This is a genomic window from Bacillus sp. FSL P4-0290 (genome assembly GCF_037975435.1).
Lineage (GTDB): Bacteria > Bacillota > Bacilli > Bacillales > Bacillaceae > Bacillus > Bacillus subtilis.
Genome location: NZ_CP150253.1, coordinates 325,131 through 349,352, shown reverse-complemented (window position 1 = coordinate 349,352; position 24,222 = coordinate 325,131). Strand labels below are relative to the sequence as shown.

The window sequence follows — 24,222 nt, the reverse complement described above, 5'->3', positions numbered from 1 at the left end:
GGTTTTATTGTGACAGCACAATCATCTTTTCTTCAGCTGAATTCTATTTTTATCAGCATTTTAATAGAAGCCATTCCGTTTATTCTGATTGGCGTCATACTTTCCGGAATCATTCAAATGTTTGTTTCTGAAGAAATGATTGCAAGAATCATGCCGAAAAACCGTTTTCTCGCCGTTTTATTCGGTGCGCTGGCCGGCGTTTTATTTCCCGCCTGCGAATGCGGCATCATCCCGATTACGAGGCGGCTTCTGTTAAAGGGAGTTCCTCTGCATGCGGGGGTTGCTTTCATGCTGACCGCGCCTATCATTAATCCTATCGTTTTATTTTCTACTTATATTGCGTTCGGGAATAGATGGAGCGTTGTCTTTTACAGAGGCGGACTGGCTCTCGCCGTTTCGCTGATCATCGGGGTCATCTTATCCTATCAATTTAAGGATAACCAGCTTTTAAAGCCTGATGAACCCGGGCACCACCATCATCATCACGGCACCGTGCTCCAAAAACTGGGCGGGACCTTGCGGCATGCCATTGATGAATTTTTCTCCGTGGGGAAATATTTAATCATCGGCGCCTTTATCGCAGCCGCTATGCAGACGTATGTCAAAACATCCACTCTGCTTGCGATCGGGCAGAATGATGTATCCTCTTCCCTCGTGATGATGGGACTGGCGTTTGTCCTGTCGCTTTGTTCAGAAGTTGATGCGTTCATCGCGTCTTCCTTCAGCAGCACATTTTCATTAGGATCGTTAATCGCCTTTCTCGTCTTTGGCGCAATGGTGGATATTAAGAATCTATTGATGATGCTTGCGGCCTTCAAAAAACGATTTGTTTTCCTGCTGATTACATACATTGTCGTGATTGTTTTAGCGGGATCACTACTGGTAAAGGGGTGATTGGGTGTTTCGTCTATTGGTGCTGATGGGATTTACGTTTTTCTTTTATCATCTGCATGCCTCAGGAAATCTAACAAAATATATCAATATGAAATATTCCTATCTGTCCTTTATTGCGATCTTCCTGCTGGCTATTCTGACCGCCGTCCAAGCGTGCCTATTTATCAAGTCGCCTGAAAAAAGCGGGCATCACCATGACCATGATTGCGGGTGCGGCCATGATCACGAGCATGACCATGAACAAAACAAGCCATTTTATCAGCGTTATTTGATTTATGTTGTTTTTCTTTTTCCTTTGGTGTCAGGCATCTTCTTCCCGATTGCAACGCTTGACTCATCCATAGTCAAAACAAAAGGGTTCTCATTTAAGGCGATGGAGAGCGGAGATCACTACTCCCAAACACAGTATTTGCGGCCTGATGCCAGCCTTTATTACGCGCAAGACAGCTATGACAAACAAATGAAACAGCTGTTTAATAAGTATTCCAGCAAAAAAGAGATTTCTCTGACCGATGACGATTTCCTAAAAGGAATGGAAACCATCTATAATTATCCGGGTGAATTTCTCGAACGGACGATAGAATTCCATGGATTTGCTTACAAAGGAAACGCAATTAACAAAAATCAGTTGTTCGTATTAAGGTTTGGCATCATTCACTGTATCGCTGATTCCGGCGTGTACGGGATGCTTGTGGAATTTCCGAAGGACATGGACATCAAGGATGATGAATGGATTCACATTAAGGGCACTCTGGCCTCAGAATATTACCAGCCATTCAAGTCAACTCTCCCTGTCGTCAAAGTAACTGACTGGAATACCATTAAAAAACCTGATGATCCGTATGTTTACAGAGGATTTTAAGTGAAGACGAAACCAGTACAAGTACTGGTTTCTTTTTTATTTCTTTTTCATCAGCATCAAATCGAGATAGAGCTGGCACCGCGTTCTGAAATCGCTTAAATCGATCGACGTCATCTCAGTAATCTGTTTGATGCGGTAATTCAATGTATTTTGGTGAATAAACAGCTGTTCTGCCGCTGGTTTTGTTTTGCAGTTGTTGAGGAGATAGATTTCCAAGGTTTTGAGCAGCTCAGTGCTGCTTTCTTCGTCTTTTGCTTTTAATAAAGCTAAATCTTTATTCTCGTATTCTAAAAATTCATTTTTCTGTTCGATGCTTTCTAAATAGCGGTAAATGCCGAGTTTGGCATATTCATATGGAATGTTTTCCTGATTGCCGGTGATTTCTGCGGCTTTGATGACTTCAAGTGCTTCTGTGTAGCTCTTGCCAAGTTTTAATAGGTGATTATATTCGTTTCCGATACCGATATAAATAGGGGTAGGTATTTTTTGAAAGTGAAAATGTGTTAACAGCTTGTTAATAAACTCAGAAGCTGCTGAGGAGACGGAGCTTTTTTGGGAAAAACTCGCTACGACGATGACAATGTTTGATTCGATCGTTAAGACATGACTGACCTTATCCCGTAAATTCAGGTACGACCTGATATTTTCCTTTAAATCCTCAACCGCTTCCCCATCCCCATTTGCGGCGTGCAGGATAACAACTGAAAACATGGAAGGCAGCACGGTGTTGATCCTTTCAGCTTCCCGTCTGAGTTCCTTCTCAGAGGTAAATTGCTGATAGATCGCCCGTTTGATGAGATCCTCTGCTTTTTCTTCCTTTTCCTGTTTCAATTTATTCGTTTTATAAATGATTTTCCCGACATGGAAGGAGGTCTCGTACAAAAAGTCGAGCTCTTCATCCGTCAGATTTTGGTCCAGCTCCTGAATCCAGATGTAGCCCATGACTTCCCCTTTGTGCTTTGCACTCACGACCACCCTCTGGTTTAACCCAATGCTTTCAATTTTATTGACGCGAAAAGGCTCAGGCTCTGTTTTCAATTTCTCAATAATTCCGTCCTTCAGAAACCTCTCAAAAATCTGGACCGGACACTTTTTCGAAAAAATAGTCTGCTGGTTGGCAGAATCAAAATGGTTAATATAGTAAGAATTATAGGCTAACAAAAAGAAATCCGCGCTTTCCAGTATCACTGGCTTTTGCAGTTCATAGCTAATAAAATCAATCAGCTTATCAACATCTGAAAATGAAAAAACTCTCTCTAAAAGCTCTTCCATACCTTTTTCTCCTATACTTTTTTTACTTTAATCATATCCATACGGGGTCTTTTTGTATAGAAAAAAATACGTTTGTTTCCAAAAGAAAAAAATGGCCGCTTAAAAGGAGAAAAGAGGAAAAAGGGACAGCCCCTTCCTCCTCCTTTCGATCTTTATTGTGACATTGTATCTTGGTAGTCGTTGAACTGGTCTGTGACAGCTTGTGACGGAGCCTGCGTCAATATGCTGACAAAAAAGACAGATAATAGACTCGCAGCAAAACCAGGTATCATTTCATACAGAAAGTCCGAAAGACCGGCATTCGCCCAAATGATTACAGTCGCTGCTCCCACAATCATGCCGGCGAGTGCCCCCCATTTAGTCATTCGTTTCCAAAACAGACTGAGCAGTACAACCGGCCCGAATGATGCACCGAAGCCCGCCCACGCGTAGCTGACCAATCCAAGGATGGTGTTATTTTTCTCCCAAGCCAGAACCAACGCGACAATTGAAACAGCCAGAACAGCCAGTCGGCCTAAAAACACCAGTTCTTTATCTGAAGCTGAGCGTCTGAACATCGACTTATACAAATCTTCTACCAGAGAGCTTGATGTCACAAGCAGCTGGGAAGAAATTGTACTCATAATCGCGGCCAAAATCGCTGAAATCAGAAAACCCGTGATAATCGGATGGAACAAGATATTCCCTAATTGAATAAAAATCGTCTCTGGGTCCTTCAGTGTCATGCCGCGCTGATGGTAATAAGCGATTCCGCCCAAACCGGTCAGCACTGCGCCTACTGCAGACAAAATCATCCAGCCCATCCCAATTCTGCGCGCTCTTTTGATCTCTTTTACGGACGTTATCGCCATAAAACGCACAATAATATGCGGCTGGCCAAAGTATCCCAGCCCCCAGGCAAACAAAGAAATAATGCCAAGGACGCTCGTTCCTTTGAAAATATTAAACATATCAGGATCTACAGAGCGGATGTCAGCAACTGTATCACCTGCTCCTCCCGTGTGGAAAAACGTAACGATCGGCACAAGAATGAGTGCGGCAAACATAATGATCCCCTGAACAAAATCTGTCCAGCTGACTGCCAAAAAGCCGCCAAACAGGGTATATGCCACAACAACACCCGTCACAATCCACAGGCCGGTGTGATAATCCATCCCCAAGATGCTGTTGAATAAGACGCCGCCGGACACCATTCCGGACGATACATAAAACGTGAAAAAGACTAAAATGACAATTCCTGAAAACAGTCTGAGAAGCTTTGTTTGATCTCCGAAGCGATTTTCCAGGAATCCGGGAATTGTAATCGAATTCCCCGCTTTTTCAGTATAGGTTCTCAGCCGCGGTGCGACGTAAAGCCAGTTCGCCCACGCTCCAAGGCAAAGTCCGATGACGATCCAAGCGCCGCTCAGACCAGTAGAAAACATGGCGCCCGGAAGCCCCATTAGCAGCCAGCCGCTCATATCGGCAGCGCCGGCACTGAGAGCAGTTACTGCCGGACCCAAAGAGCGTCCTCCCAGCATGTAATCCGTCAGATTCGACGTACGCTTGTAAGCAAAGTAGCCGATTAGCAGCATTCCCGCCATATAAATACAAATCGAAATAATCAGCTGTGTGTTTTCTATGGCACTTCCTCCTCTTTTTTATAGTATATGGATGAAATGGACACCCCCGCAGGGAGGATGCCCATTTAGTCCCGCTTAGAACATTTCACTGATTGTTTTTGCTTGCATATGCAGAGCCAAGTAATCCGGCCCGCCTGCTTTTGAATCCGTTCCCGACATTTTGAAGCCGCCAAACGGATGGTAGCCGACGATAGCACCTGTACAGTTGCGGTTGAAGTATAGGTTTCCGACATGGAATTCCTGTTTCGCACGCTCGATGTGCTTGCGGTTGTTTGTGATAACCGCGCCTGTCAAACCATATTCAGTATTGTTTGCCACTTCTAAAGCTTCATCAAAGTCTGACACTTTACAAAATGCAACGACAGGTCCGAAAATTTCTTCCTGCATGAGTCTTGCTTTCGGATCAAGGTCAGCGAAGATCGTCGGTTTGATGAAGTATCCTTTCGAATCATCACCAGTACCGCCGCTTACTAAACGCCCTTCCTGTTTTCCGATCTCAATATAGCTCATAATTTTATCATAAGAACCTTGGTCAATGACAGGTCCCATATAAACATCTGCACTGTCAGGTTTAGCTGTTACTTTTGATTCCGTAATTTCAATGACACGCTCTAATACTTGATCATACACTTTTTCATGAACTACTGCACGTGAACCTGCAGAGCATTTTTGTCCCGCAAAGCCGAATGCTGAAGTAAAGATCGATTGAGCCGCTAATTCAATGTCCGCATCCTCATCAACAACAACCGTATCTTTACCGCCCATTTCAGCGATGACACGCTTTAAATGCTGCTGGCCCGGCTGAACCTTCGCCGCGCGTTCGAAAATTCTCGTACCAACTTCTCTTGATCCCGTAAATGTGATAAGGCTTGTTTTCGGATGGTCAACAAGATAGTCGCCTACTTCCGCTCCGCTTCCCGGAACAAAGTTGACTACGCCTTTTGGCAATCCGGACTCTTCAAGCACCTCAACAAATTTTGCTGCAATAACAGGTGTAGCACTCGCAGGTTTCAGAACCACTGTGTTTCCAGTAACGATCGGCGCCACTGTTGTGCCTGCCATGATCGCAAACAAGAAGTTCCAAGGCGGGATAACGACTGTCACTCCAGTCGGCGTGTATACATATTGGTTTTTCTCGCCTTCACGGCTGTTGACCGGTTTGCCTTTTGCCAGTTCGATCATTTGTCGTGCATAATACTCCATGAAGTCAATCGCTTCAGCCGTATCGGCATCCGCCTCGTTCCAAGGCTTTCCTGCTTCTTTCACAAGCAAAGCTGAGAATTCATGTTTTCTTCTGCGGACTTTGGCAGCAGCGCGGAACAGGACAGCCGCTCTCTCTTCAGGAGACGTGTATCTCCACTCTTCAAATGCTTTTGCAGCCGCTTGAATCGCTTGCTCAGCGTGCTCTTGAGAAGCTTTTGACACTCGGCCGACGACTTCTTCTTTATCAGCCGGGTTGATTGAAACGATTTTCGCTTCCGTTTCCACTCTCTCGCCGTTAATGACAAGCGGATAGTCTTTTCCTAAATATTCGCTTACTGTCGCAAGCGCTTTTTTAAACGCTTCCACGTTGTTTTGATCTTGGAAATTTGTGAATGGCTCGTGTTTGTAAGGTGTTGTCATGATAATCTCTCCTTTTTTACTTCTTTGTCATTCCTTTGAAAGCAAATGCAATGTTTGACGGACGTTCTGCAAGGCGTCTCATAAAGTAGCCGTACCAATCCTCGCCGTATGGCAGGTAGACTCTCATGTTATAACCTTCTTTTACGAGGCTGAGCTGGGTTTGCGACCGCATGCCGTACAGCATCTGAAATTCAAACTTGTCATTGGCAATGCCATGTTCCTTGGCAAGCTGCTTTGTAAAGTCGATCATTTTGTCGTCATGTGTGGCAATCGCTGTATAGTGACCGTTTAAGAGCTGCTTTCGGATGATTTTTTTGTAATTTTCATCGACATCGCTTTTCTCTGGGAAAGCTACTTTTTCTGATTCTTTATAAGCTCCTTTTACAAGGCGAAGGAACGGGTTTAAAGAATTCAAATCGTCAATGTCTTTTTCCGTCCGGTACAGATAGGCTTGCAGCACTGTGCTCACATGCTCGTATTTCTTTCTGAAATCTTTGAAAATATCAAGCGTTTTCTGGCATCTGACTTCGTCCTCCATGTCAATGGTGACCATGATTTTATGTTTCTCGGCCGTCTGAAGGATTTTTGTCATATTTTCATACACCAAATCCATATCTATATCCAAACCTAAAGACGTCATTTTTAAAGAAACGTGTGAGTTCAGCTCCTGATCCGCGATGGTCGCAATGGTTTGAATGCACTCTTCCGTACGCTCCCGTGCGACCTCGGCGCTGTTCACAAACTCGCCTAAATGATCGACAGTAACTGACAAGCCTTGGCTGTTAAGCTGTCGAATGGTCGGGATTGAACTGTTAAAGTCATTCCCGCCGATAATTTTACCCGCTGCTACCCGGCTTCCCCAGTTCCTCGCCATTTTATTGAGAAAGCCGCTTTTGGATAAAAATAAGAAAAAATCTCTTGTGATCACTTCCAACCTCAACACCCCGCAATCTAAGAAGTATTTGTATGAGTTTATTGTAAATGGACAAAACCAGCGTTCACAATATTCTCAAAATACAAAGATTCTGATTATTTTTGTGGGTTTGCCACAATCAGATAGTTAGAAAGTCGGGGGGGATTCTGTCGAATAAAGGAGAAAAGGAAGCGACAAAAAACATCAGCTTCCTCCATCCTTCCACACTTCTTCAACCGTATTCAAAAGCAAACGGTTCAATTCAGATGTCATATCTTTTTTCTCTGCCTTCAGTTCTTTTGCCGCTTCCATGATTCTTTCGATTTCCGTTTCAACGAATTGGTGAATAACATCGATTCTTGCTTCGAGGTCAAGCTCTTCCCCTCTTCTTTTCCGTTCAAGCAAGGTTTCCATTTCAGCCTTCAGCTCGGATTCAGCAACAAGTTCATTCATCAAAACAGTAAAGTCCATTGGCGGAATGGTTCCGTGCTTTTCAATCCATTGGCAAGCCAAAATAGGCCGAAGAACGTAGAAGTACTTTTTAATTTTGACCTCTTGTCCTTGTAGATAATCCTTGACGTTCCTTCTCGCCATATTGATATAGTGATACACGCTTGCTTCAGGCTTAAATGCCTCCGTGCGCAGTTTTCTTAACTGCTCTGCGGTCGTAAATGCTTCATAATACACAATGTCTGAGGACAGCCATTCGAGGAGCGGAGGGTTTGATTTTTTGAAAAGCCGAAGCGTTTTTCTCAGCTCCCAGCCGCTGATATCCAGCAAATCGTGAATCGGTTCCTCAATGACATCACGCTCCTGCTCAATTGAAAAATACCACTCCTTTTTCGGCACATAAATAAAGCGGACGTCGTAATCACTATCCTGCGAGGGAAATCCCCATGCGCGGCTTCCTGACTCGACGGCATACACGATTTTGACTCCGTATGACTGCTCGATCCGTTTTAATTCATCAATGATTCTTTGTTTCATATCTATTCGTCTCCAGTCTGTTCTCATTCCGGCAGTTTGCAGAAAAAAACCGCCTGATGATATGCGGCGGCTTTTCACATTTATCAGCCTTTAAGATGCTGCTTAAAAAAAGCAAGTTTTTCCGTTTGAAAAGCAGGGATATACTCATGTCCGAAGTAGCGGTACACCTTCAGCTCTTTCTCTGTTTCCAAATGATTGTAGGCGGCAAACACGGTGGACGGCGGCGTGACCTTGTCAATCAGGCCGATTGACATCAGGACAGGCACCTTCACTCGGTCAGCGAGATTCATAATATCGAAATATGCAAGTGTCTTCATCGCCTGCACTTCTGTTTCCGGGCTGCCATTTCTTCTGAAGAAGGAATTGATTTCAAGGTACGGCTGTTCAAGCGCCACATCAATGGCCCGTTCGAAGTTGCTTAAATAAGGATAATCAGCAACCGCGGCTTTTGGAATGTCTGACAGCGCCGCTGCGGCAATGGTTAAACCTCCGCCTTGGCTTCCTCCTGTCACACCGATCCTTGTTTCATCAACCTCGTCAAAGCTGCTGATGACCTCAAGCGCGCGGACGGCGTCCAAATAAACACCGCGGTAATAGTATGTATCTTTATCAAGAATTCCTTTCGTCATCCAGCCCAAAGCGTGACCGTGCGGTGAAATACTCGTATCCTCGCTGCTCTGCTGGCCGCGGACAAGCATGCCGAATGCGGCGTAGCCATGGAGTGCCCAGTTTACCATTTCATGAATCTCACCATCATAGCTTGCATTGTAGCCATGATATTTCACGATCGCCGGATGCGGGCCTTCCTTGTCAGGCACCGCGTACCATCCGGTAATGCGGGCGTTTCCGAAGCTTTTATATGTGAGACGGTACACTTTTACTCCGTCAGCAGGATAGTCAACCGGCTGTAAATCAGGTTCTGCTTGGACTTTTGCAAGTTCCTCCAAAGACAATTTCCAAAACTCAGAAAAATCTTTCGGTGCTGTTTTTTCAGGCTTATATGTTTGCAATTGGTCGAGCGGCAGATCGAATAGTTGCATTTCCGATTATTCCCCTTTGTTTTATAAGATATAGTTTGTATTCCTATACTACCACGTTTCGGCTTTGTTTTCTAAATATTTTCATCATTGTTTCCCAGACAGCCTTCATCAAACGTTTGTTTAAGACTTTCCCGGCTTAGTTCCATAAAGGCCCGGGCGGTCAGACTGACATAGCGGTTCTTTAAAAAGACGAAGACGAGGGTTCGTGATGGCGCGGATTGAATCGATAAATAGATCACACCCGGATCTTTATCCCTTCTGACCATATTCGGCGCCATTGTCACACCTAATCCGTTAGCCACAAGAGATTGGGCGGTTTCAATATGGCTTGTCTTAAAGGCGGCATTCGGCTTAAAGCCGCTTTCCGCACAGAGATCGAGAACTGTCCTGCGAAAGCCGAAGCCTTCTTTTAACAGAATAAATGGCACGTTCCTTACCATGTCAATCGGCACACACGGCTGGCGTCCCTCATCTTCTTCCAGCGCTTTCTCAATCAGCGCGACCAATTCCGGCGGCATCCACCTTTGTTTTTCCTTCGGCACCGCGAGAACAACCGGTTCCGTGAGCAAGGGTGTAATGGAGAGCCGTTCATCCTCGATCGGCAAGGATAAAACAGAAAGGTCAACTTCTCCCTTTGCCGTCATCTCCTCTAATGAAACCGGATCTTTTTCAACAAGCTGAACTTCCACATGAGGATAGCGCGCCAAAAACTGCTTCAGCAGCGGGGGAAAGAGATATCTCCCTGTTACAGCAGGAATCCCGATGGATAATTTATGACCGATTCCCTGTGATCGCTCCTGCATTTCCCGAAGCAAATCATCTCTGGAACGAATGATGTCCTCGGCTTTTTCAATGAAACGCCTGCCGTGAGGTGTCAGTGTAACAGAGCCATGGGATCTGTGAAAAAGGGTAAGCCCCAGCTCAGCCTCAAGCTTTTTGATTTGCTGGCTGAGAGACGGCTGTGCGATATGAAGATGTTCCGCCGCCTTTGTAAAGCTTTGGCGCCGGGCAATTTCCGCTGCATATTCCATCACTTTAATATCCATTTCAGCCTCCATAGGTTGAACCTATCATTTTCATCATTTTTATATCTTGGACGAATCATAACAGAAATTGCTAACATAATCCATATCATCATTTACGAAAAGAAGGAGCTGGTTCAAATGACAAATGAAACACCGTTTTCTAAAAACGCCGAGATGTATCGGGATGAAAAGGTATTTGCCGAGGGGGAAGATTTGGGGTTGATGATCAAAACAGCGGAATGCCGGGCAGAGCATCGAGTGCTGGATATAGGAGCGGGCGCCGGCCATACGGCGCTGGCATTTTCTCCTTATGTACAGGAGTGCATCGGTGTTGATGCAACGAAAGAGATGGTTGAGGTTGCGTCCTCCTTCGCGCAAGAAAAAGGAGTTGAAAACGTACGCTTTCAGCAAGGAACGGCAGAGTCACTCCCCTTCCCCGACGATTCATTTGACATCATCACCTGCCGATACGCAGCCCACCATTTTTCAGATGTCCGCAAAGCTGTCAGAGAGGTTGCACGCGTACTAAAACAGGACGGACGTTTTCTCTTAGTTGATCATTACGCGCCTGAAGATCCCGTTCTTGATGAGTTTGTCAATCATTTGAACCGGCTTCGAGACCCTTCCCATGTTCGTGAAAGCTCATTATCAGAATGGCAGGCGATGTTCAGCGCCAATCAACTGGCCTATCAAGACATCCAAAAGTGGAACTTGCCGATTCAATACGATAGCTGGATCAAACGAGGCGGAACCCCCGCTGACCGAGAAAAACAAATCATTACCCACTTGAATCACGCATCAGACGAAGCACGCGACACGTTCTGTATTACATTGAACCAAAACGGACAGCCCATCTCCTTTTGTTTAAAAGCGATTTTGATACAAGGGATAAAACGATAAAAAAAGCCGTGCGCTGCGCACGGCTTTTTACATCGGCTGATAAAGATCCCAGCCAATTTTTAATGTCTCAACAATGTAATCGGCAACCTCTTCCGGGGAAAGGTTGTCTGTTGCCACTTTTGAATTGTGCTTGTCATAAATGACTTTTCTTTCGTTAAACAGCTGTTCCATTTCATCCATTGAACGGTTATGCAGTACAGGGCGGCTTTCGATCAATAAATCCGCGCGCTGCTTCCAGTTCTCCCATGACAGGTCCAGATGAAGCACGAGACAGTTTTCCAGACAGCAATTTCTGATTTCTTCTTGTTTAAAAGATCCCCCGCCCAGAGATACGATTTTGAATCGTTTATGATGGCAGATGTCTAAAATATATTCCTTCTCCGTTTTCCGGAAAAAGTCTTCTCCCTTTTTCTCAAATATCTCAGGAATTGACATATTGAAATCCTTTTCGATCTGCTGGTCAATATCAATAAAATCTCTATATAATTTTTTAGCGACCAATTGGCCGATTGTTGTTTTTCCTACACCCATGAATCCGATCAGGACGATATTTCTTTCTCTTACTGGGATGGCTCGTTTAGCGTTCATCTTCGGCGAAATCCTCCTAAGGAATGAAATTATATATTCATTATATGCTTATTTAGCGAATATTTATATAGATACCGGCTTTACCGGTCAAGCTTATAGTGCGCTTTGTTGTAGCCATTTTTGCCTGAATGACATTCATTGTACAACATTTCTGCAGGTATTTTAATACTTCGACGCAAAAAAGCGTTAAAACCTTCCGCCTTTATTGTTTTTCCAGCTGACTCTTCGATGGAAGGGTCTTTTTCTGTATGATAAATAGGAAGGGAGAAATGGCGATGATCATTTGGATAAACGGGGCATTCGGTTCGGGAAAAACACAAACAGCCTTCGAACTGCACAGAAGGCTGAACCCATCTTACGTGTATGATCCCGAGAAAATGGGTTTTGCGCTGCGCTCCATGGTGCCGCAGGAGATCGCAAAGGACGATTTTCAAAGCTATCCTTTATGGCGGGCGTTCAATTACAGTTTGCTAGCTTCTCTGACAGATACATACCGCGGCATCCTTATTGTGCCTATGACGATTGTACACCCTGAATACTTCAATGAGATCATCGGCAGGCTCAGACAGGAAGGCAGGATCGTTCACCACTTTACACTAATGGCTTCAAAGGAAACCTTGTTAAAAAGGCTGCGCACCAGAGCAGAAGGAAAAAACTCATGGGCCGCCAAACAAATTGACCGCTGTGTTGAAGGATTATCATCACCCATTTTTGAGGACCACATTCAAACAGACAACCTGTCGATTCAGGATGTGGCAGAGAACATTGCCGCGAGAGCCGAACTCCCATTAGATCCTGATACAAGAGGCAGCCTCCGAAGGTTCGCCGACAGATTAATGGTAAAGCTGAATCATATCCGCATCAAATAAAGCTTCTGTACACGACAAAAGCCCGCTCCGAGAGCGGGCTTTCTTCAACTTATTTCCACCAGTCATCAAACATAGACGCCGGAACCTGGCGTTTATGTTCAGTCATGCTGTAGCGTTTTTCCAGCGCTTCTGATACTTTCGCTGATACTTCTTTTCCTTCGAGATAATCGTCAATCTCGTCGTAGGAAATGCCAAGCTCTGTTTCATCCGACTGCTGCGGTTTTTCGTCGAGCAGATCGGCAGTCGGTTCTTTTAAGTATAAGCGTTCCGGTGCACCCAGCTCTTTCAGCAAGGTTCTTCCCTGGCGCTTCGTCAAGCCTGTCAGCGGCAGGAGGTCTGCTCCGCCGTCACCGTACTTCGTAAAGAAACCAGTCACTGCTTCAGCAGCATGGTCTGTTCCTAACACAAGAAGACCTTCCTGGCCGCCGATCGCGTATTGCGCGATCATTCTTGTTCTTGCTTTTACGTTTCCTTTATTAAAGTCCGTCAGCTGATCGCCTGTTTCCTGCTGATACTGATCAGAAAAAGCGCTGACTGTCGATTTAATATCAAACTTCCATGATTTATCCGGCTTAATAAACTTCAAAGCAAGCTGGGCATCGTCTTCATCCTGCTGTGTGCCATGCGGAAGACGGACCGCGATAAATTGAGCGTCTCCGCCCTCCTCGCGAATGCTCTCCACCGCAAGCTGAGCGAGTCTTCCCGCAAGTGTTGAATCCTGGCCCCCGCTGATTCCCAATACAAAGCCTTTAGCACCGGTTTTCTTTACATATTGTTTTAAAAAATTGACTCGGTCCTCAATTTCTTGCTTTGGATCAATTGAGGGCTTCACATGTAACTCACGCATAATCTTTTCCTGCATGCTCATCCCAATCATTCCTCCTGTACATTTTCCCTTATTACTGATCATTTCCCTAAATCAATGAAAATGAATCATGACTGTTATGTATCCCTATTAAATATAGCACAGGTCTTCATTCACAGTGAACAAGAGAGATCAGCTGACTTCAACCCGTATGGATGTCACACTGTCGCCATTGCATTTCCCTTTTTCAATCGGGCAGGAAGAAAACGCGACAATTAAATCCATCTCCGCCCTGAGCCTTACATAATCTCCGGCATTCGAAAGCGGCGTTTCCACAGACAGATTCCCTTTCTCATCAAGGACAGTATTCATAAAAATCGCAAATGGGTAATGCATGTGAGGCTTCGGTACGCCAAACTGCTCAAGCGCACGGTTCATATTGTCATAGCACGTATCCTGAAACTCATCCTTTTGCTTCCCATATAAGAGCCTGTTCATATCAGGACGGCAGGCGGGCAACAGCAGATCATGCTTGCCGACCGTATCTTCAATCAGGGTTAACATCGGCTTATACAGGTTGGAGTAGAGATGGTCGTTGACCTTCACATGAATGGAGTGATTGGCGTCTATCGTCGCTCCCTGATCAAGGTGTTCATAAAAATCCTTGGCATGGTATGCGACAAAATCAGCCACCTGCTGCCCTTCTACATCAACCACCTTTAAAATCTGACCCTTTTTCAGCTTCAGCCCAAGCCCTTTTTTCGGCTCCACAATATATTGCTGTGTCATTGGTTTGCTCCTTTTTTCATTAGTATGAGCGTCCGCTTCCTTCTCCATGTAAAAAGAGGCAAAAATCCGATGTATATAAGCTTTGGACAGATCACAATCTAACCTTAGATAAAAGGGGTTGAATAAATAATGAGCCAAACAAAAAAAGACCAGCCAAAAGGGAATCTGGCTTGGTGGCAGCTGTCACTGATCGGAGTCGGCTGCACGATTGGAACAGGCTTCTTTCTCGGTTCCAGCATCGCAATTGTAAAAAGCGGTTTTTCCGTTCTCCTTTCATTTCTGATCGCAGGGATCGGTACGTATTTTGTCTTTGAACAGCTCGCCAAGCTATCGGCGAAGCAGCCGGAAAAAGGCTCGTTTTGTGCGTATGCCCGAAAAGCATTCGGCAAATGGGCAGGCTTCAGCAACGGCTGGGTGTACTGGACATCAGAAATGCTGATTACCGGAAGCCAGCTGACAGCCATTTCGCTATTTACGAAGCATTGGTTTCCTCAAGTGCCGCTATGGGTGTTTGCCTCAATCTATGCAGTACTGGGGCTCCTTATTATTTTCACCGGCCTGTCCGTCTTTGAAAAAACAGAAAACGTGCTGGCAGTCATTAAAACAGCTGCTATTTTTATGTTTATTGTCATTGCCATCCTGGCTTTATGCGGTATCCTGTCCGGCGGAAATCATGGCATACATGTTCCAAATAAGACGAGTGAGTTTTTCCCATACGGCGCCATGGGGCTGTGGACAGGTTTAATCTACGCGTTTTACGCTTTTGGCGGGATTGAGGTCATGGGGCTGATGGCGGTTCACTTAAAAAAACCTGAGGAAGCGTCTAAATCAGGGAAACTGATGCTGGCAACGCTGGCGATTATTTATATCATTTCAATCGGGCTGGCTCTGCTTTTGGTTCCGTTACACAAGTTTACAGAACAGGACAGCCCGTTCATTACGTCGTTAAAAGGATACAACCTTGAGATCATCCTTGATATATTTAACGGGATTTTCATTATCGCCGGGTTCTCGACCCTTGTCGCTTCGCTATTTGCGGTTACGACATTGCTTTGTACGATGGCTGATGACGGCGACGCGCCGAAATGCTTTACTCTAAAGGAAGGCAAAAAAATATGCTGGCCGGCACTTGGGCTGACGTTTGCGGGGCTTGTTCTCTCCATTATTCTGTCGTTAGTGCTGCCTAAAAACATTTATGAGCATATGACAACAGCTGCGGGGCTTATGCTTTTATACACTTGGCTGTTTATCCTGTTCTCCAGCAAAAAGCTGACTGATCCCGAGGGCATGGGAAAAACGCAAATTTATTTAGCGATGGTTCTGATTGCTGCGGCTGTGTCCGGTACATTGTTTGAAAAATCAAGCCGGCCCGGTTTTTTCGTCAGCATAGGTTTTCTCGTGATCATCGCCATCGTGACCATGATCTATCAAAAAAAGCAGGGTCATAAAGATCGCCCTGCCAGTCCTTGATTTATTTCATTTTGTTGAACATGTTCTTTAAATAAGAAAACGGGCACTTCGATACCTGTTTTTCGTCATCACGGAGGAAATACTGCTTCCATTCACGATTATCCTTTCCTCCGTACCAGCCTAATTGCGGGTGAATCGGAGCCTGATCATAGGCCTCTAAACGAGATCGGATCAGCCTGCTCATGTTACGGCCAAATGCAGTTGATCCATTTAGGTCATCAAACACCCACCTTGGCTGAAACGTGACCATAAAAAAAGGAAAGCTCCGGCTTCTTCTTGCCTCGTGCCCCGGTGTAGCGCACAGAATGAAATACGGCTCGCCGTCAAAACAAAACTCCCATTTATAATGCTCGGGATCGGCCGGAATGTCTTCCGGCCATTCTTTTTCGTCTTGATGACTCAGTCTATTTAAAAAGCGCCAAAACAGCTCTTCATACGCTTCAATCGAATAATGCTCCGCCAAATCTTCCGGTGTATCAAACAACACAACGAGGGATGCGTATTTTCCCGTGTCCCGCGATATCTTGCCGTACTCCGCAAGCAACGGAGCCAGTTCCTCCGCTGTACAGTTTTCCCGCGGATCTCCGGCAAAAGCAATCCGAAGCTGATCAGTCAGAAACGCCTGGCGTCCGGGAATGCACGGAAACGTATCCGCGTCGTCCCCCAGAGTTTCTGCCAGCAGCTCAAAAGCGATTCTTTGCCATTCAGGAAGCTCTTCCTGAATACGTTCCAGAAAACTTTTGGTGTAAATCCCATTCACCATTGATCCACCTCCAGTATCATCTGGATACTATATTAAAACTGGAAGCGGCAGGTGACTGTCCTTCATGAATCAGCCCAATAACTGTTGGATGCCCTGATAACCAAAGTAAAAGCCAAACACAAGGAGGGATACACCGGCGATTCCGGTCAATCCTCTCAATAGCTTTTCATGAAGCAGGTTTCTGAACGTACTGGCTGTGATAGCCATGCAGAAATCCCAGATTAAAATGCCGATCATGATGCCGGAGCTATAGATCAGAAGCTGATTCATATTGTAGGCCTCTGCTGTTTTCGCAAGAATGCTTCCGTAAATTCCAAGCCAAAAAAGGATGCTCAATGGGTTTGACAATGAAATGAGAAAACCAGATGCGAATGTTTTCCTGTATGACGGTTTCCCTCGCGAGCTTCGCACATCCATCGGTTCTCTGACGTTTTTCAGCGTTTCAATTCCGGTATAGGTCAGGACAAAAAAGCCGAAGAGCCACAAAAACGTTTTCACAAATGGAGCGGTCAAAAACTGTGACAGCCCGAAATAGATAAAAAGCATGTACAGCCCATCAGCTGTCATGGCGCCTAAACCGAAAATCCATGCATGCCAAAAACCGTTTTTAATTCCTTTGTCTATTTGCGCCGCATTCACTGGCCCCACAGGCGCAGACAAGGACAGTCCCAGCACAATATAGCTCAAAAAAATGTTCACCGGCCCGTACTCCCTTCTCTTATGTAACTTGTACAATTTATTCGGGAACGGGCCAAGCTATGCACAAATTCACTTACTGTTTCAGACGTTCAAGCTCTTCCTCCATAATAGCGGCGGCTTTGCCTACAAAACTGAAAATGAGTTCCAGCTCCTCTTCCGTATATTCGCGGCACAAATCCATCGTCGACTCAGACAGAGGACGGAACAAATCCTTTATATGTTTTTTCGAAGCAGTCAAAGGGACGATTACGACTCTCCTGCGATCGTTCGGGTCCTTTTCACGAGCCACATACCCCGCTTTTTCCAGCCGGTCAACAAGCGCCGTGACTGACCCCGTGCTGAGGCCGGTTTTTTTCCCCAGTTCTCCGGCCGTCATCGGACCTGCTTCATTTAAAATGTCAGCTGATTTCAAATCGGTGGGAAACAGACCGAGAGCTTGAGCGGCTGCCTGATGAAACAGAACCGTTCTTGTGCCCAGTTTTCGAAAAAGCTGAACAGCAGTCTTTTCCAACTCACTTCTGGAATTTCTTGTTGACAACTGACAGTCCTCCCTATAAAATCGAGTTTATCTTGATAATCGAGATATTCAACAATCAAACTATTATCATGATATCAGAACTTACATAGAAAAGTAAGAGGAGGTAGAACAAATGGACACAACAACAGCAAAACAGGCTTCCACCAAATTTGTGGTCCTCGGTCTCCTGCTGGGCATCTTGATGTCTGCAATGGACAATACGATTGTTGCCACCGCGATGGGCAATATCGTAGCCGATCTTGGAAGCTTCGATAAATTTGCCTGGGTGACAGCATCCTATATGGTGGCGGTTATGGCTGGCATGCCGATTTACGGCAAGCTTTCCGATATGTACGGCCGAAAACGTTTTTTCCTGTTTGGACTTATTTTTTTCTTAATCGGTTCTGCTTTATGCGGGATTGCCCAGACGATGAATCAGCTGATCATCTTCCGGGCCATTCAAGGGATCGGAGGCGGCGCGCTCCTGCCGATTGCCTTTACCATTATCTTTGATTTGTTTCCGCCGGAAAAACGCGGAAAAATGTCCGGCATGTTCGGTGCTGTATTTGGATTATCCAGTGTTCTTGGTCCGCTCTTAGGCGCGATCATTACAGATTCGATCAGCTGGCACTGGGTGTTTTACATCAATGTGCCGATCGGCGCATTGTCATTGTTTTTCATTATTCGCTACTACAAAGAATCTCTGGAGCACAGAAAGCAGAAAATAGACTGGGGCGGCGCGATTACCTTAGTCGTATCCATTGTATGCCTGATGTTCGCCCTTGAGCTTGGCGGCAAAACATACGATTGGAACTCCATTCAGATCATTGGGCTGTTTATTGTATTCGCCGTTTTCTTCATTGCCTTTTTTATTGTGGAGAGAAAAGCAGAAGAGCCGATTATTTCTTTCTGGATGTTTAAGAACCGCTTGTTTGCCACAGCACAGATTCTCGCTTTCCTGTATGGCGGAACATTTATTATTTTAGCGGTATTTATTCCGATTTTCGTTCAGGCGGTCTACGGCAGCTCGGCGACAAGCGCGGGCTTCATTCTGACGCCGATGATGATTGGATCAGTCATCGGAAGCATGATCGGCGGGATCTTCCAAACGAAGGCAAGCTTCCGCAATTTGATGCTGATATCTGTTATAGCTTTCTTTATCGGCATGCTGCTTCTTTCCAATATGACGCCTGACACAGCACGGGTATGGCTGACAGTCTTCATGATGATTTCAGGCTTTGGTGTAGGCTTTAACTTCTCCCTGCTGCCGGCGGCATCGATGAATGATCTTGAACCTCGCTTTCGGGGAACGGCAAACTCTACAAATTCATTTTTGCGATCATTTGGCATGACCTTAGGCGTCACCATTTTCGGAACGGTGCAAACAAACGTATTCACGAACAAGCTGACCGACGCCTTCAGCGGGATGAAAGGCTCAGCGGGATCAGGTGCTGCGCAAAATATTGGCGACCCGCAGGAGATATTCCAAGCGGGAACACGTTCCCAGATTCCTGATGCGATCCTGAATCGCATTATTGACGCGATGTCATCAAGTATTACGTATGTGTTTTTGCTCGCTTTGATTCCAATTGTCCTCGCGGCGGTTACCATTTTATTTATGGGGAAAGCCAGAGTGAAAACAACAGCCGAAATGAAAAAGAAAGCAAATTAACATAAAAAAGCAGTACATGCTGGGCATGTACTGCTTTTTTCTATTACACTCCTAATCTTGCAAGAATAAACGTCCATATACAAATGATCAATAACAGAATCAGGCTGTACGCCACTGTCCTTTTAAACAGTTTAGATTCCTTGCCTGTTTGGCCGACCGCTGCGGCAGCGATGGCGATAGATTGAGGAGAAACAAGTTTTGCCATGACACCGCCCGCCGTATTTGCGGCTAACAGCAAGTCTGAACCCGCACCGATCTGCGCTCCCGTGACAACCTGCAAATGGCCGAACAAAGCATTATTGCTGACAACAGAACCGGTGATGAACACGCCAATCCAGCCGAGAACAGGACTGACAAACGGGAACAGGTCTCCTGTTTTCGCCAATGCTAGCCCAATTGAAGAGCTGAGCCCTGCGAAGTTGGCCAGATTGGCAAACCCCATCACGAAGCAGATCGTCATAATCGGCACCCACAGCTCTTTTCCTGTCTCCTTCAGGGAAGCAAAGGCATCCCGAGAGGAGAACTTATTGCTGAACAGCCCTGTCACAATGACCGCCGCTAAAATCGCTGTACCAGTCGCTGACAGCAGATCAACTTTAAAGACTGCATCTAACGGCATGGCAGATGGCGCAATCGGCGGCATTTTCATAATTTGCTGATGCAGAAAAGGCATTTTGAACAGGAGCGTTGATTGATATAACAGCCCGCCTTCTTGGAAAAGCGCTTTGAAGGCAGGAAGGCTCCAGATGGTGATCGCCGCAGTTAAAATGTAGAAAGGAGACCACGCTTTCACAATATCAGCGGCACGGTATGCCTTTTTCTCACCAGCATCGCCGGCCCCTTCCTCGCGGTAAATCTCTTTCGGCTGCCATTTGCGGAGGAAGAGGGCAAGCCCGCCCATGCTGAATAAGGCCGCCAAAATGTTTGCTAATTCCGGCCCGAGCACCGCCATTGTCAGTGTCTGAACCGCTGTATACCCACCGCTCACAACCAGAAGAGCGGGCCATGTCTGTTTGATTCCTTTCATTCGGTCTAATAAGAATACAAGCAGGAATGGTATTAAAAATGAGATCATCGGCAGTGTCCACATTAATGTCCGTGACAGCTCAAGAGCAGACAAATCACCAATCTGCGCCCCTGTGATGACAGGAATTCCGATCGCCCCAAAGGCTCCGGAGGCTGCGTTTGCAATCAAGCAGAGCGCTGCCGCTTTTAACGGTTTAAAACCAAGTTCGACGAGCAGCGCCGCACTAATCGCAATCGGAACACCAAAACCGGCCGCGCCTTCTAAAAACGCGTTAAAACAAAAACCAATTAATAATAGCTGTAATCGTTGGTCAGGCGAAATGCCGGCAATGCTGGACCGAATAATGGTAAATTTCCCGGTTTTCACTGCGATTTTATACAGCCACACCGCCATCAGGACGATGTAGCCAATAGGCCACAGCCCGCTCCCGATTCCTAACAAAACAGAAGAAATCGCTTTTTCAACCGGCATATGAAATGCCAAAACGGAGACGAAGAAACTGACGGCTAGGGTAAGAAATGCCGCAAGAATGCCTTTCATTTTCAAAACAGTTAAAGCCAAAAGAAAAAAGAGAATCGGAGTGAGCGCCACAAGTGCGCTCACATACTCGTTTCCAAACGGATCATACAACTGCTCCCACATTGACAATCAGCCCTTTACTCTAAAGTTGCGGTTAGTTGACTTTTTGTTCTGCAAAATGAGGTTTTAAAATGTTTTTAAGGACGCCGGCGCTGTGAAGGAACTGTTCTTTTTCTTTCTCATTTAAGTTCAGCTCAGTGATACCTGCGATCCCTCCGCGGTTCACGACAGCCGGCACACCGATGTACACGTCATCTGCACCGTATTGCCCGTCCAAATATGTGCTGACAGTTAATATGCTGTTTTCATTATGAAGAATGGCTTTTGTAATGCGAGCAAGACTCATCGCAACCCCATAATAAGTCGCGCCTTTTTTCTCAATGATATGGTAAGCTGCGTTTTTCACATCATCTACAATTTGGTCCAGCTCCTCTTGTTTGTACGCATCGTTTTTCTCAACGAGTTCACTGACCGGCACACCGCCGACATTCGCGTGGCTCCAAACAGGAAGCTCTGTGTCGCCGTGCTCTCCGATAATATGCGCGTGCACGTTTTGAGGCGCTGCGCCAAAGTATTCGCTCAGCATGAAACGGAATCTCGCAGAATCTAGTGTTGTGCCGCTTCCGATCACCCGCTCTTTTGGCAGACCGCTGAATTTCCATGTTGCGTAAGTCAGGATATCAACCGGATTTGTCGCAATTAAGAAAATGCCGTCAAATCCGCTCGCCATGACCTCACTGACGATGCCTTTGAAAATCTTCAAGTTCTTTTCTACTAATTCAAGGCGTGTCTCACCAGGTTTTTGGTTTGCTCCGGCGCAAATGCAGACAATATCAGCATCCTTGCAGTCTTCATATGTTCCGTAAGATGTTTTGACCGGTTGTGGCGCAAATGCCTTTCCGTGGTTTAAATCCATCACATCGCCCATTGCTTTTTCTTTATTTACATCAATGACCACAAGCTCATCTGTGATCCCTTGGTTAATTAACGCAAATGCATAACTGCTTCCAACAAAACCCGCTCCGATTAAAGCTACTTTATTTACATGTTTGTTCATCATTAATCATCCTTCCAGGGTATGTTTCTCTTTGATGTCTTTTTGTTTGTGAAGTATTTCACATTTATATTGTGCAACACTTCACAAACTTTTGCAAGAGAAAAGTTTTGTCTGATTTATGAACAAAAAAGAAACCATCATTGATGGTTTCTTTCGGTAAGTCCCGTCTAGCCTTGCCCTCAATGGGGAAGAGAACCGCTTAAGCCCGAGTCATTATATAAACCATTTAGCACGTAATCAAAGCCAGGCTGATTCTGACCGGGCACTTGGGCGCTGCCATTATTAAAAATCACTTTTGCGTTGGTTGTATCCGTGTCCGCAGGCAGCGTCAGCGTGTAAATTCCGTCTGCATTTTTAGTCATTGGTTTTCCAGGCCAAGATCCGGTCAATTCAATTACTCGGCTCCCATCATGTTTATAGATATAAGCATTTACCTGGCTCCAATGATTCGGATTTTGATAGCCGATGGTTTTGGCCGACGCTGGATCTCTTTTAACAAAACTGTATTTCTCGGTCCTCGTTACACCATCACTGTTCGTTCCTTTTAACATGATGGTGTATGTTTTGCCAAATGGATCTCCTTTTCCGATTGTGAATTGATCTCCATCCTTAAACGCCGTCTCTGGTCCATTATTGATTTGATAAACGGCTTTTGTTGTATTCGCATCTGCACGCAAGGTAATCGTCAGTTGATCATTGAAAGAATGTGTTACACCTGTTTTGTAATTCTCAAGGAAAACATGAGGCGCTTTTGCAATATCATCAGGATAAAGCACAGCTACAGACCTGGCATTGATCGTGCCTGTCAGTTTACCATCGTTCACTTGAAATGAACCCGCTCCAGCTTTATTGTCATACCTGCCATCAGGCAATTTTGTTGCCGTATTGATAGAGACAGAGGATGAACCTGCATTTGCCAGCACAACGCCATGTGAGCCGCGCTGATTCATAAATATCTGGTTGTTTCCATTCGGGTTCGAGAGTTCCTCAGGCTGTCCAGCCATCACATTGTGAAATCTATTGACCGCAGTGATAGCCTGATCTTCAAATAAAGCACTCCCGCGATCGCCTATTTGGCTTTTCCCCGGGAACCTCACACCATTTCCGCCTCCCTCAGGTCTGGAAAAGAAAAGAGGCGTACTGCCTGAACGAGAAGCTATCACCGCCCAGCCTAAACGGATATCATCATCGCTCATCCATGTCGACTCTTCATCATCATTGGCATACGTATCATGCGACTCCACCCATGTCACTAGCTTGTCCGCAGACACATCAGATGCATAGTGGGAGATATTCGACACGCCCAGATTGCGATTCTTTAAAGCGGACCTTATGGAATGCCCATAGTTAGACGCTGTCACATTCATATAATTCGCATATGAAGCATCTCTGGAAGCACTATCCTGCAGGATTTCTCCGTATTGAAACTCTGCAGATGTGTTTGTGATATTCGGCCAAAATTGGCTGCCGTAACTCCCATCATCCGGAAGCTCTATATGTTTGGCGGCATCAAAGCGAAAACCGTCTGCCCCGTCATTCAACGCTCTTTCTAAGAACCGTTTCAAATAGGACTGTACTTGTGTATTTTGTGTATTCCAGTCATACAGCCCGAGCAATGAATTCTGCGTGACATCCCATCGATCAGACCAGTTTTTAATTTGTGTGTTTCCATGTGTCCAGTTTGGAATACTCTTAATTTCATTGGAAATCGCGGCATAGTCACTGGTGGTATGATTGATGACCGCGTCAACAATGACCTTTATGCCATATTCTTCAGCGGCTGCACACATTTCTTTAAATTCTTGTTCAGTACCTAAGTAACGGTTGCCAATTTGGTACGATGTCGGCTGATAGAGCCAGTACCAGTTCGACATGCTTTTATTTCCTTGGTTCCCTTCCTTTACTTGGTTAATCGGAGATGTCTGAATGGCTGTATATCCTGCATCATGAATATCCTTCATATTGTGTTTTAACGTATTGAACGACCAATTCCATGCATGAAGAATGGTTCCGCTTTTGATCGACGGTGCTGTAAGCTCATTCGATTTGTTCGCCGTTTCAGCACTCGCAGCCGCCGGTCCTGCCAGAACCAAATGAAACAGCAATAAAAATCCAGCGAATAACGGCAGTAAAGAGGTTTTGAATCGTTTTGCAAACATTCTTGACACTCCTTATTTGATTTTTTGAAGACTTACTTCGGAGTCAAAAATCCCTCTTACTTCATTCTTCCGCTTCCTCCTTTCAAACCG

22 protein-coding genes are annotated in these 24,222 nt (G+C 45.5%); 6 read left to right on the top strand and 16 right to left on the bottom strand.

Features of this window, described 5'->3' with window-relative positions:
* Window positions 1–9 precede the first annotated feature (9 nt).
* Together MKY10_RS01875 and MKY10_RS01870 are read left to right on the top strand one after the other, a co-directional pair.
* Window positions 10–894 (top strand): permease, encoded by an 885-nt coding sequence (locus MKY10_RS01875; protein ID WP_072692963.1) that lies wholly within the window; start codon window positions 10–12, stop codon window positions 892–894.
* 4 nt (window positions 895–898) lie between these two features.
* Window positions 899–1,756: a TIGR03943 family protein gene (locus tag MKY10_RS01870; RefSeq protein ID WP_029727064.1), complete on the top strand. Its 858-nt coding sequence runs from the start codon at window positions 899–901 to the stop codon at window positions 1,754–1,756.
* A 36-nt stretch (window positions 1,757–1,792) separates the two neighbouring features.
* On the opposite strand, the gene putR is transcribed toward MKY10_RS01870, so the two are convergent.
* The 7 genes from putR to MKY10_RS01835 form a co-directional block, all read right to left on the bottom strand.
* Complete coding sequence (putR, locus tag MKY10_RS01865) at window positions 1,793–3,028, bottom strand: proline utilization transcriptional regulator PutR (RefSeq protein ID WP_003234651.1); 1,236 nt, start codon at window positions 3,026–3,028, stop codon at window positions 1,793–1,795.
* Window positions 3,029–3,180: 152 nt separating this feature from the next.
* Window positions 3,181–4,602, bottom strand: coding sequence for a sodium/proline symporter PutP (gene putP / locus MKY10_RS01860; protein WP_231940256.1), 1,422 nt, complete (start codon window positions 4,600–4,602; stop codon window positions 3,181–3,183).
* 123 nt (window positions 4,603–4,725) lie between these two features.
* A complete protein-coding gene (gene pruA / locus MKY10_RS01855) occupies window positions 4,726–6,273 on the bottom strand; it encodes an L-glutamate gamma-semialdehyde dehydrogenase (protein WP_003234655.1) in 1,548 nt (515 codons plus the stop codon).
* Between the two features lie 16 nt (window positions 6,274–6,289).
* Entirely contained in the window at window positions 6,290–7,201 is a 912-nt protein-coding gene (gene putB / locus MKY10_RS01850; protein ID WP_072173922.1) for a proline dehydrogenase PutB, read from the bottom strand.
* Between the two features lie 189 nt (window positions 7,202–7,390).
* Window positions 7,391–8,173, bottom strand: coding sequence for a nucleotidyltransferase domain-containing protein (locus tag MKY10_RS01845; protein WP_029727061.1), 783 nt, complete (start codon window positions 8,171–8,173; stop codon window positions 7,391–7,393).
* 83 nt (window positions 8,174–8,256) lie between these two features.
* Window positions 8,257–9,213 carry a cephalosporin C deacetylase gene (gene cah / locus MKY10_RS01840; protein ID WP_029727060.1) on the bottom strand — a complete coding sequence of 319 codons (957 nt, stop codon included), beginning with the start codon at window positions 9,211–9,213 and terminating at the stop codon, window positions 8,257–8,259.
* Window positions 9,214–9,284: 71 nt separating this feature from the next.
* On the bottom strand, window positions 9,285–10,259 hold the full coding sequence (locus MKY10_RS01835) for a LysR family transcriptional regulator (protein WP_048654744.1): 975 nt from the start codon (window positions 10,257–10,259) through the stop codon (window positions 9,285–9,287).
* Here MKY10_RS01835 and MKY10_RS01830 point away from each other — a divergent pair.
* The gene (locus MKY10_RS01830) at window positions 10,182–11,138 is read left to right on the top strand and encodes a methyltransferase domain-containing protein (protein ID WP_306148843.1); all 957 of its coding nucleotides are present in this window, start codon (window positions 10,182–10,184) and stop codon (window positions 11,136–11,138) included. The two genes, MKY10_RS01835 and MKY10_RS01830, sit on opposite strands and share 78 nt — an antisense overlap.
* 27 nt (window positions 11,139–11,165) lie before the next feature.
* On the opposite strand, the gene MKY10_RS01825 is transcribed toward MKY10_RS01830, so the two are convergent.
* On the bottom strand, window positions 11,166–11,726 hold the full coding sequence (locus tag MKY10_RS01825) for a shikimate kinase (protein WP_003246473.1): 561 nt from the start codon (window positions 11,724–11,726) through the stop codon (window positions 11,166–11,168).
* A 275-nt stretch (window positions 11,727–12,001) separates the two neighbouring features.
* Between MKY10_RS01825 and tmrB the strand changes: the two genes are divergently transcribed.
* Complete coding sequence (gene tmrB / locus MKY10_RS01820; protein ID WP_003246258.1) at window positions 12,002–12,595, top strand: tunicamycin resistance ATP-binding TmrB; 594 nt, start codon at window positions 12,002–12,004, stop codon at window positions 12,593–12,595.
* A gap of 49 nt (window positions 12,596–12,644) precedes the next feature.
* On the opposite strand, the gene nadE is transcribed toward tmrB, so the two are convergent.
* Window positions 12,645–13,463: an ammonia-dependent NAD(+) synthetase gene (nadE, locus tag MKY10_RS01815; RefSeq protein ID WP_003246440.1), complete on the bottom strand. Its 819-nt coding sequence runs from the start codon at window positions 13,461–13,463 to the stop codon at window positions 12,645–12,647.
* A 129-nt stretch (window positions 13,464–13,592) separates the two neighbouring features.
* Window positions 13,593–14,189 carry a DUF1989 domain-containing protein gene (locus tag MKY10_RS01810; RefSeq protein WP_003246345.1) on the bottom strand — a complete coding sequence of 199 codons (597 nt, stop codon included), beginning with the start codon at window positions 14,187–14,189 and terminating at the stop codon, window positions 13,593–13,595.
* Window positions 14,190–14,318: 129 nt separating this feature from the next.
* On the opposite strand from MKY10_RS01810, the gene MKY10_RS01805 reads away from it, so the two are divergent.
* Window positions 14,319–15,659 carry an amino acid permease gene (locus tag MKY10_RS01805; RefSeq protein WP_029727057.1) on the top strand — a complete coding sequence of 447 codons (1,341 nt, stop codon included), beginning with the start codon at window positions 14,319–14,321 and terminating at the stop codon, window positions 15,657–15,659.
* Between the two features lies 1 nt (window position 15,660).
* Here the strand turns inward: MKY10_RS01805 and MKY10_RS01800 are convergent, their stop codons facing one another.
* From MKY10_RS01800 to MKY10_RS01790, 3 genes are all read right to left on the bottom strand, one after another.
* On the bottom strand, window positions 15,661–16,422 hold the full coding sequence (locus MKY10_RS01800; RefSeq protein ID WP_044052645.1) for a YqcI/YcgG family protein: 762 nt from the start codon (window positions 16,420–16,422) through the stop codon (window positions 15,661–15,663).
* A gap of 69 nt (window positions 16,423–16,491) precedes the next feature.
* Window positions 16,492–17,121: a LysE family translocator gene (locus MKY10_RS01795; protein ID WP_015252870.1), complete on the bottom strand. Its 630-nt coding sequence runs from the start codon at window positions 17,119–17,121 to the stop codon at window positions 16,492–16,494.
* Between the two features lie 73 nt (window positions 17,122–17,194).
* The gene (locus tag MKY10_RS01790) at window positions 17,195–17,659 is read right to left on the bottom strand and encodes a MarR family transcriptional regulator (protein ID WP_015252871.1); all 465 of its coding nucleotides are present in this window, start codon (window positions 17,657–17,659) and stop codon (window positions 17,195–17,197) included.
* Window positions 17,660–17,771: 112 nt separating this feature from the next.
* On the opposite strand from MKY10_RS01790, the gene bmr3 reads away from it, so the two are divergent.
* Window positions 17,772–19,310, top strand: coding sequence for a multidrug efflux MFS transporter Bmr3 (gene bmr3 / locus MKY10_RS01785; RefSeq protein ID WP_015252872.1), 1,539 nt, complete (start codon window positions 17,772–17,774; stop codon window positions 19,308–19,310).
* 43 nt (window positions 19,311–19,353) lie between these two features.
* Here the strand turns inward: bmr3 and MKY10_RS01780 are convergent, their stop codons facing one another.
* The 3 genes from MKY10_RS01780 to amyE form a co-directional block, all read right to left on the bottom strand.
* Entirely contained in the window at window positions 19,354–20,979 is a 1,626-nt protein-coding gene (locus MKY10_RS01780) for an L-lactate permease (protein ID WP_061891262.1), read from the bottom strand.
* A 31-nt stretch (window positions 20,980–21,010) separates the two neighbouring features.
* Window positions 21,011–21,976, bottom strand: coding sequence for an L-lactate dehydrogenase (locus tag MKY10_RS01775; protein WP_014478761.1), 966 nt, complete (start codon window positions 21,974–21,976; stop codon window positions 21,011–21,013).
* Between the two features lie 176 nt (window positions 21,977–22,152).
* Window positions 22,153–24,132: an alpha-amylase gene (gene amyE, locus MKY10_RS01770; protein ID WP_015252874.1), complete on the bottom strand. Its 1,980-nt coding sequence runs from the start codon at window positions 24,130–24,132 to the stop codon at window positions 22,153–22,155.
* Window positions 24,133–24,222: the final 90 nt, after the last annotated feature.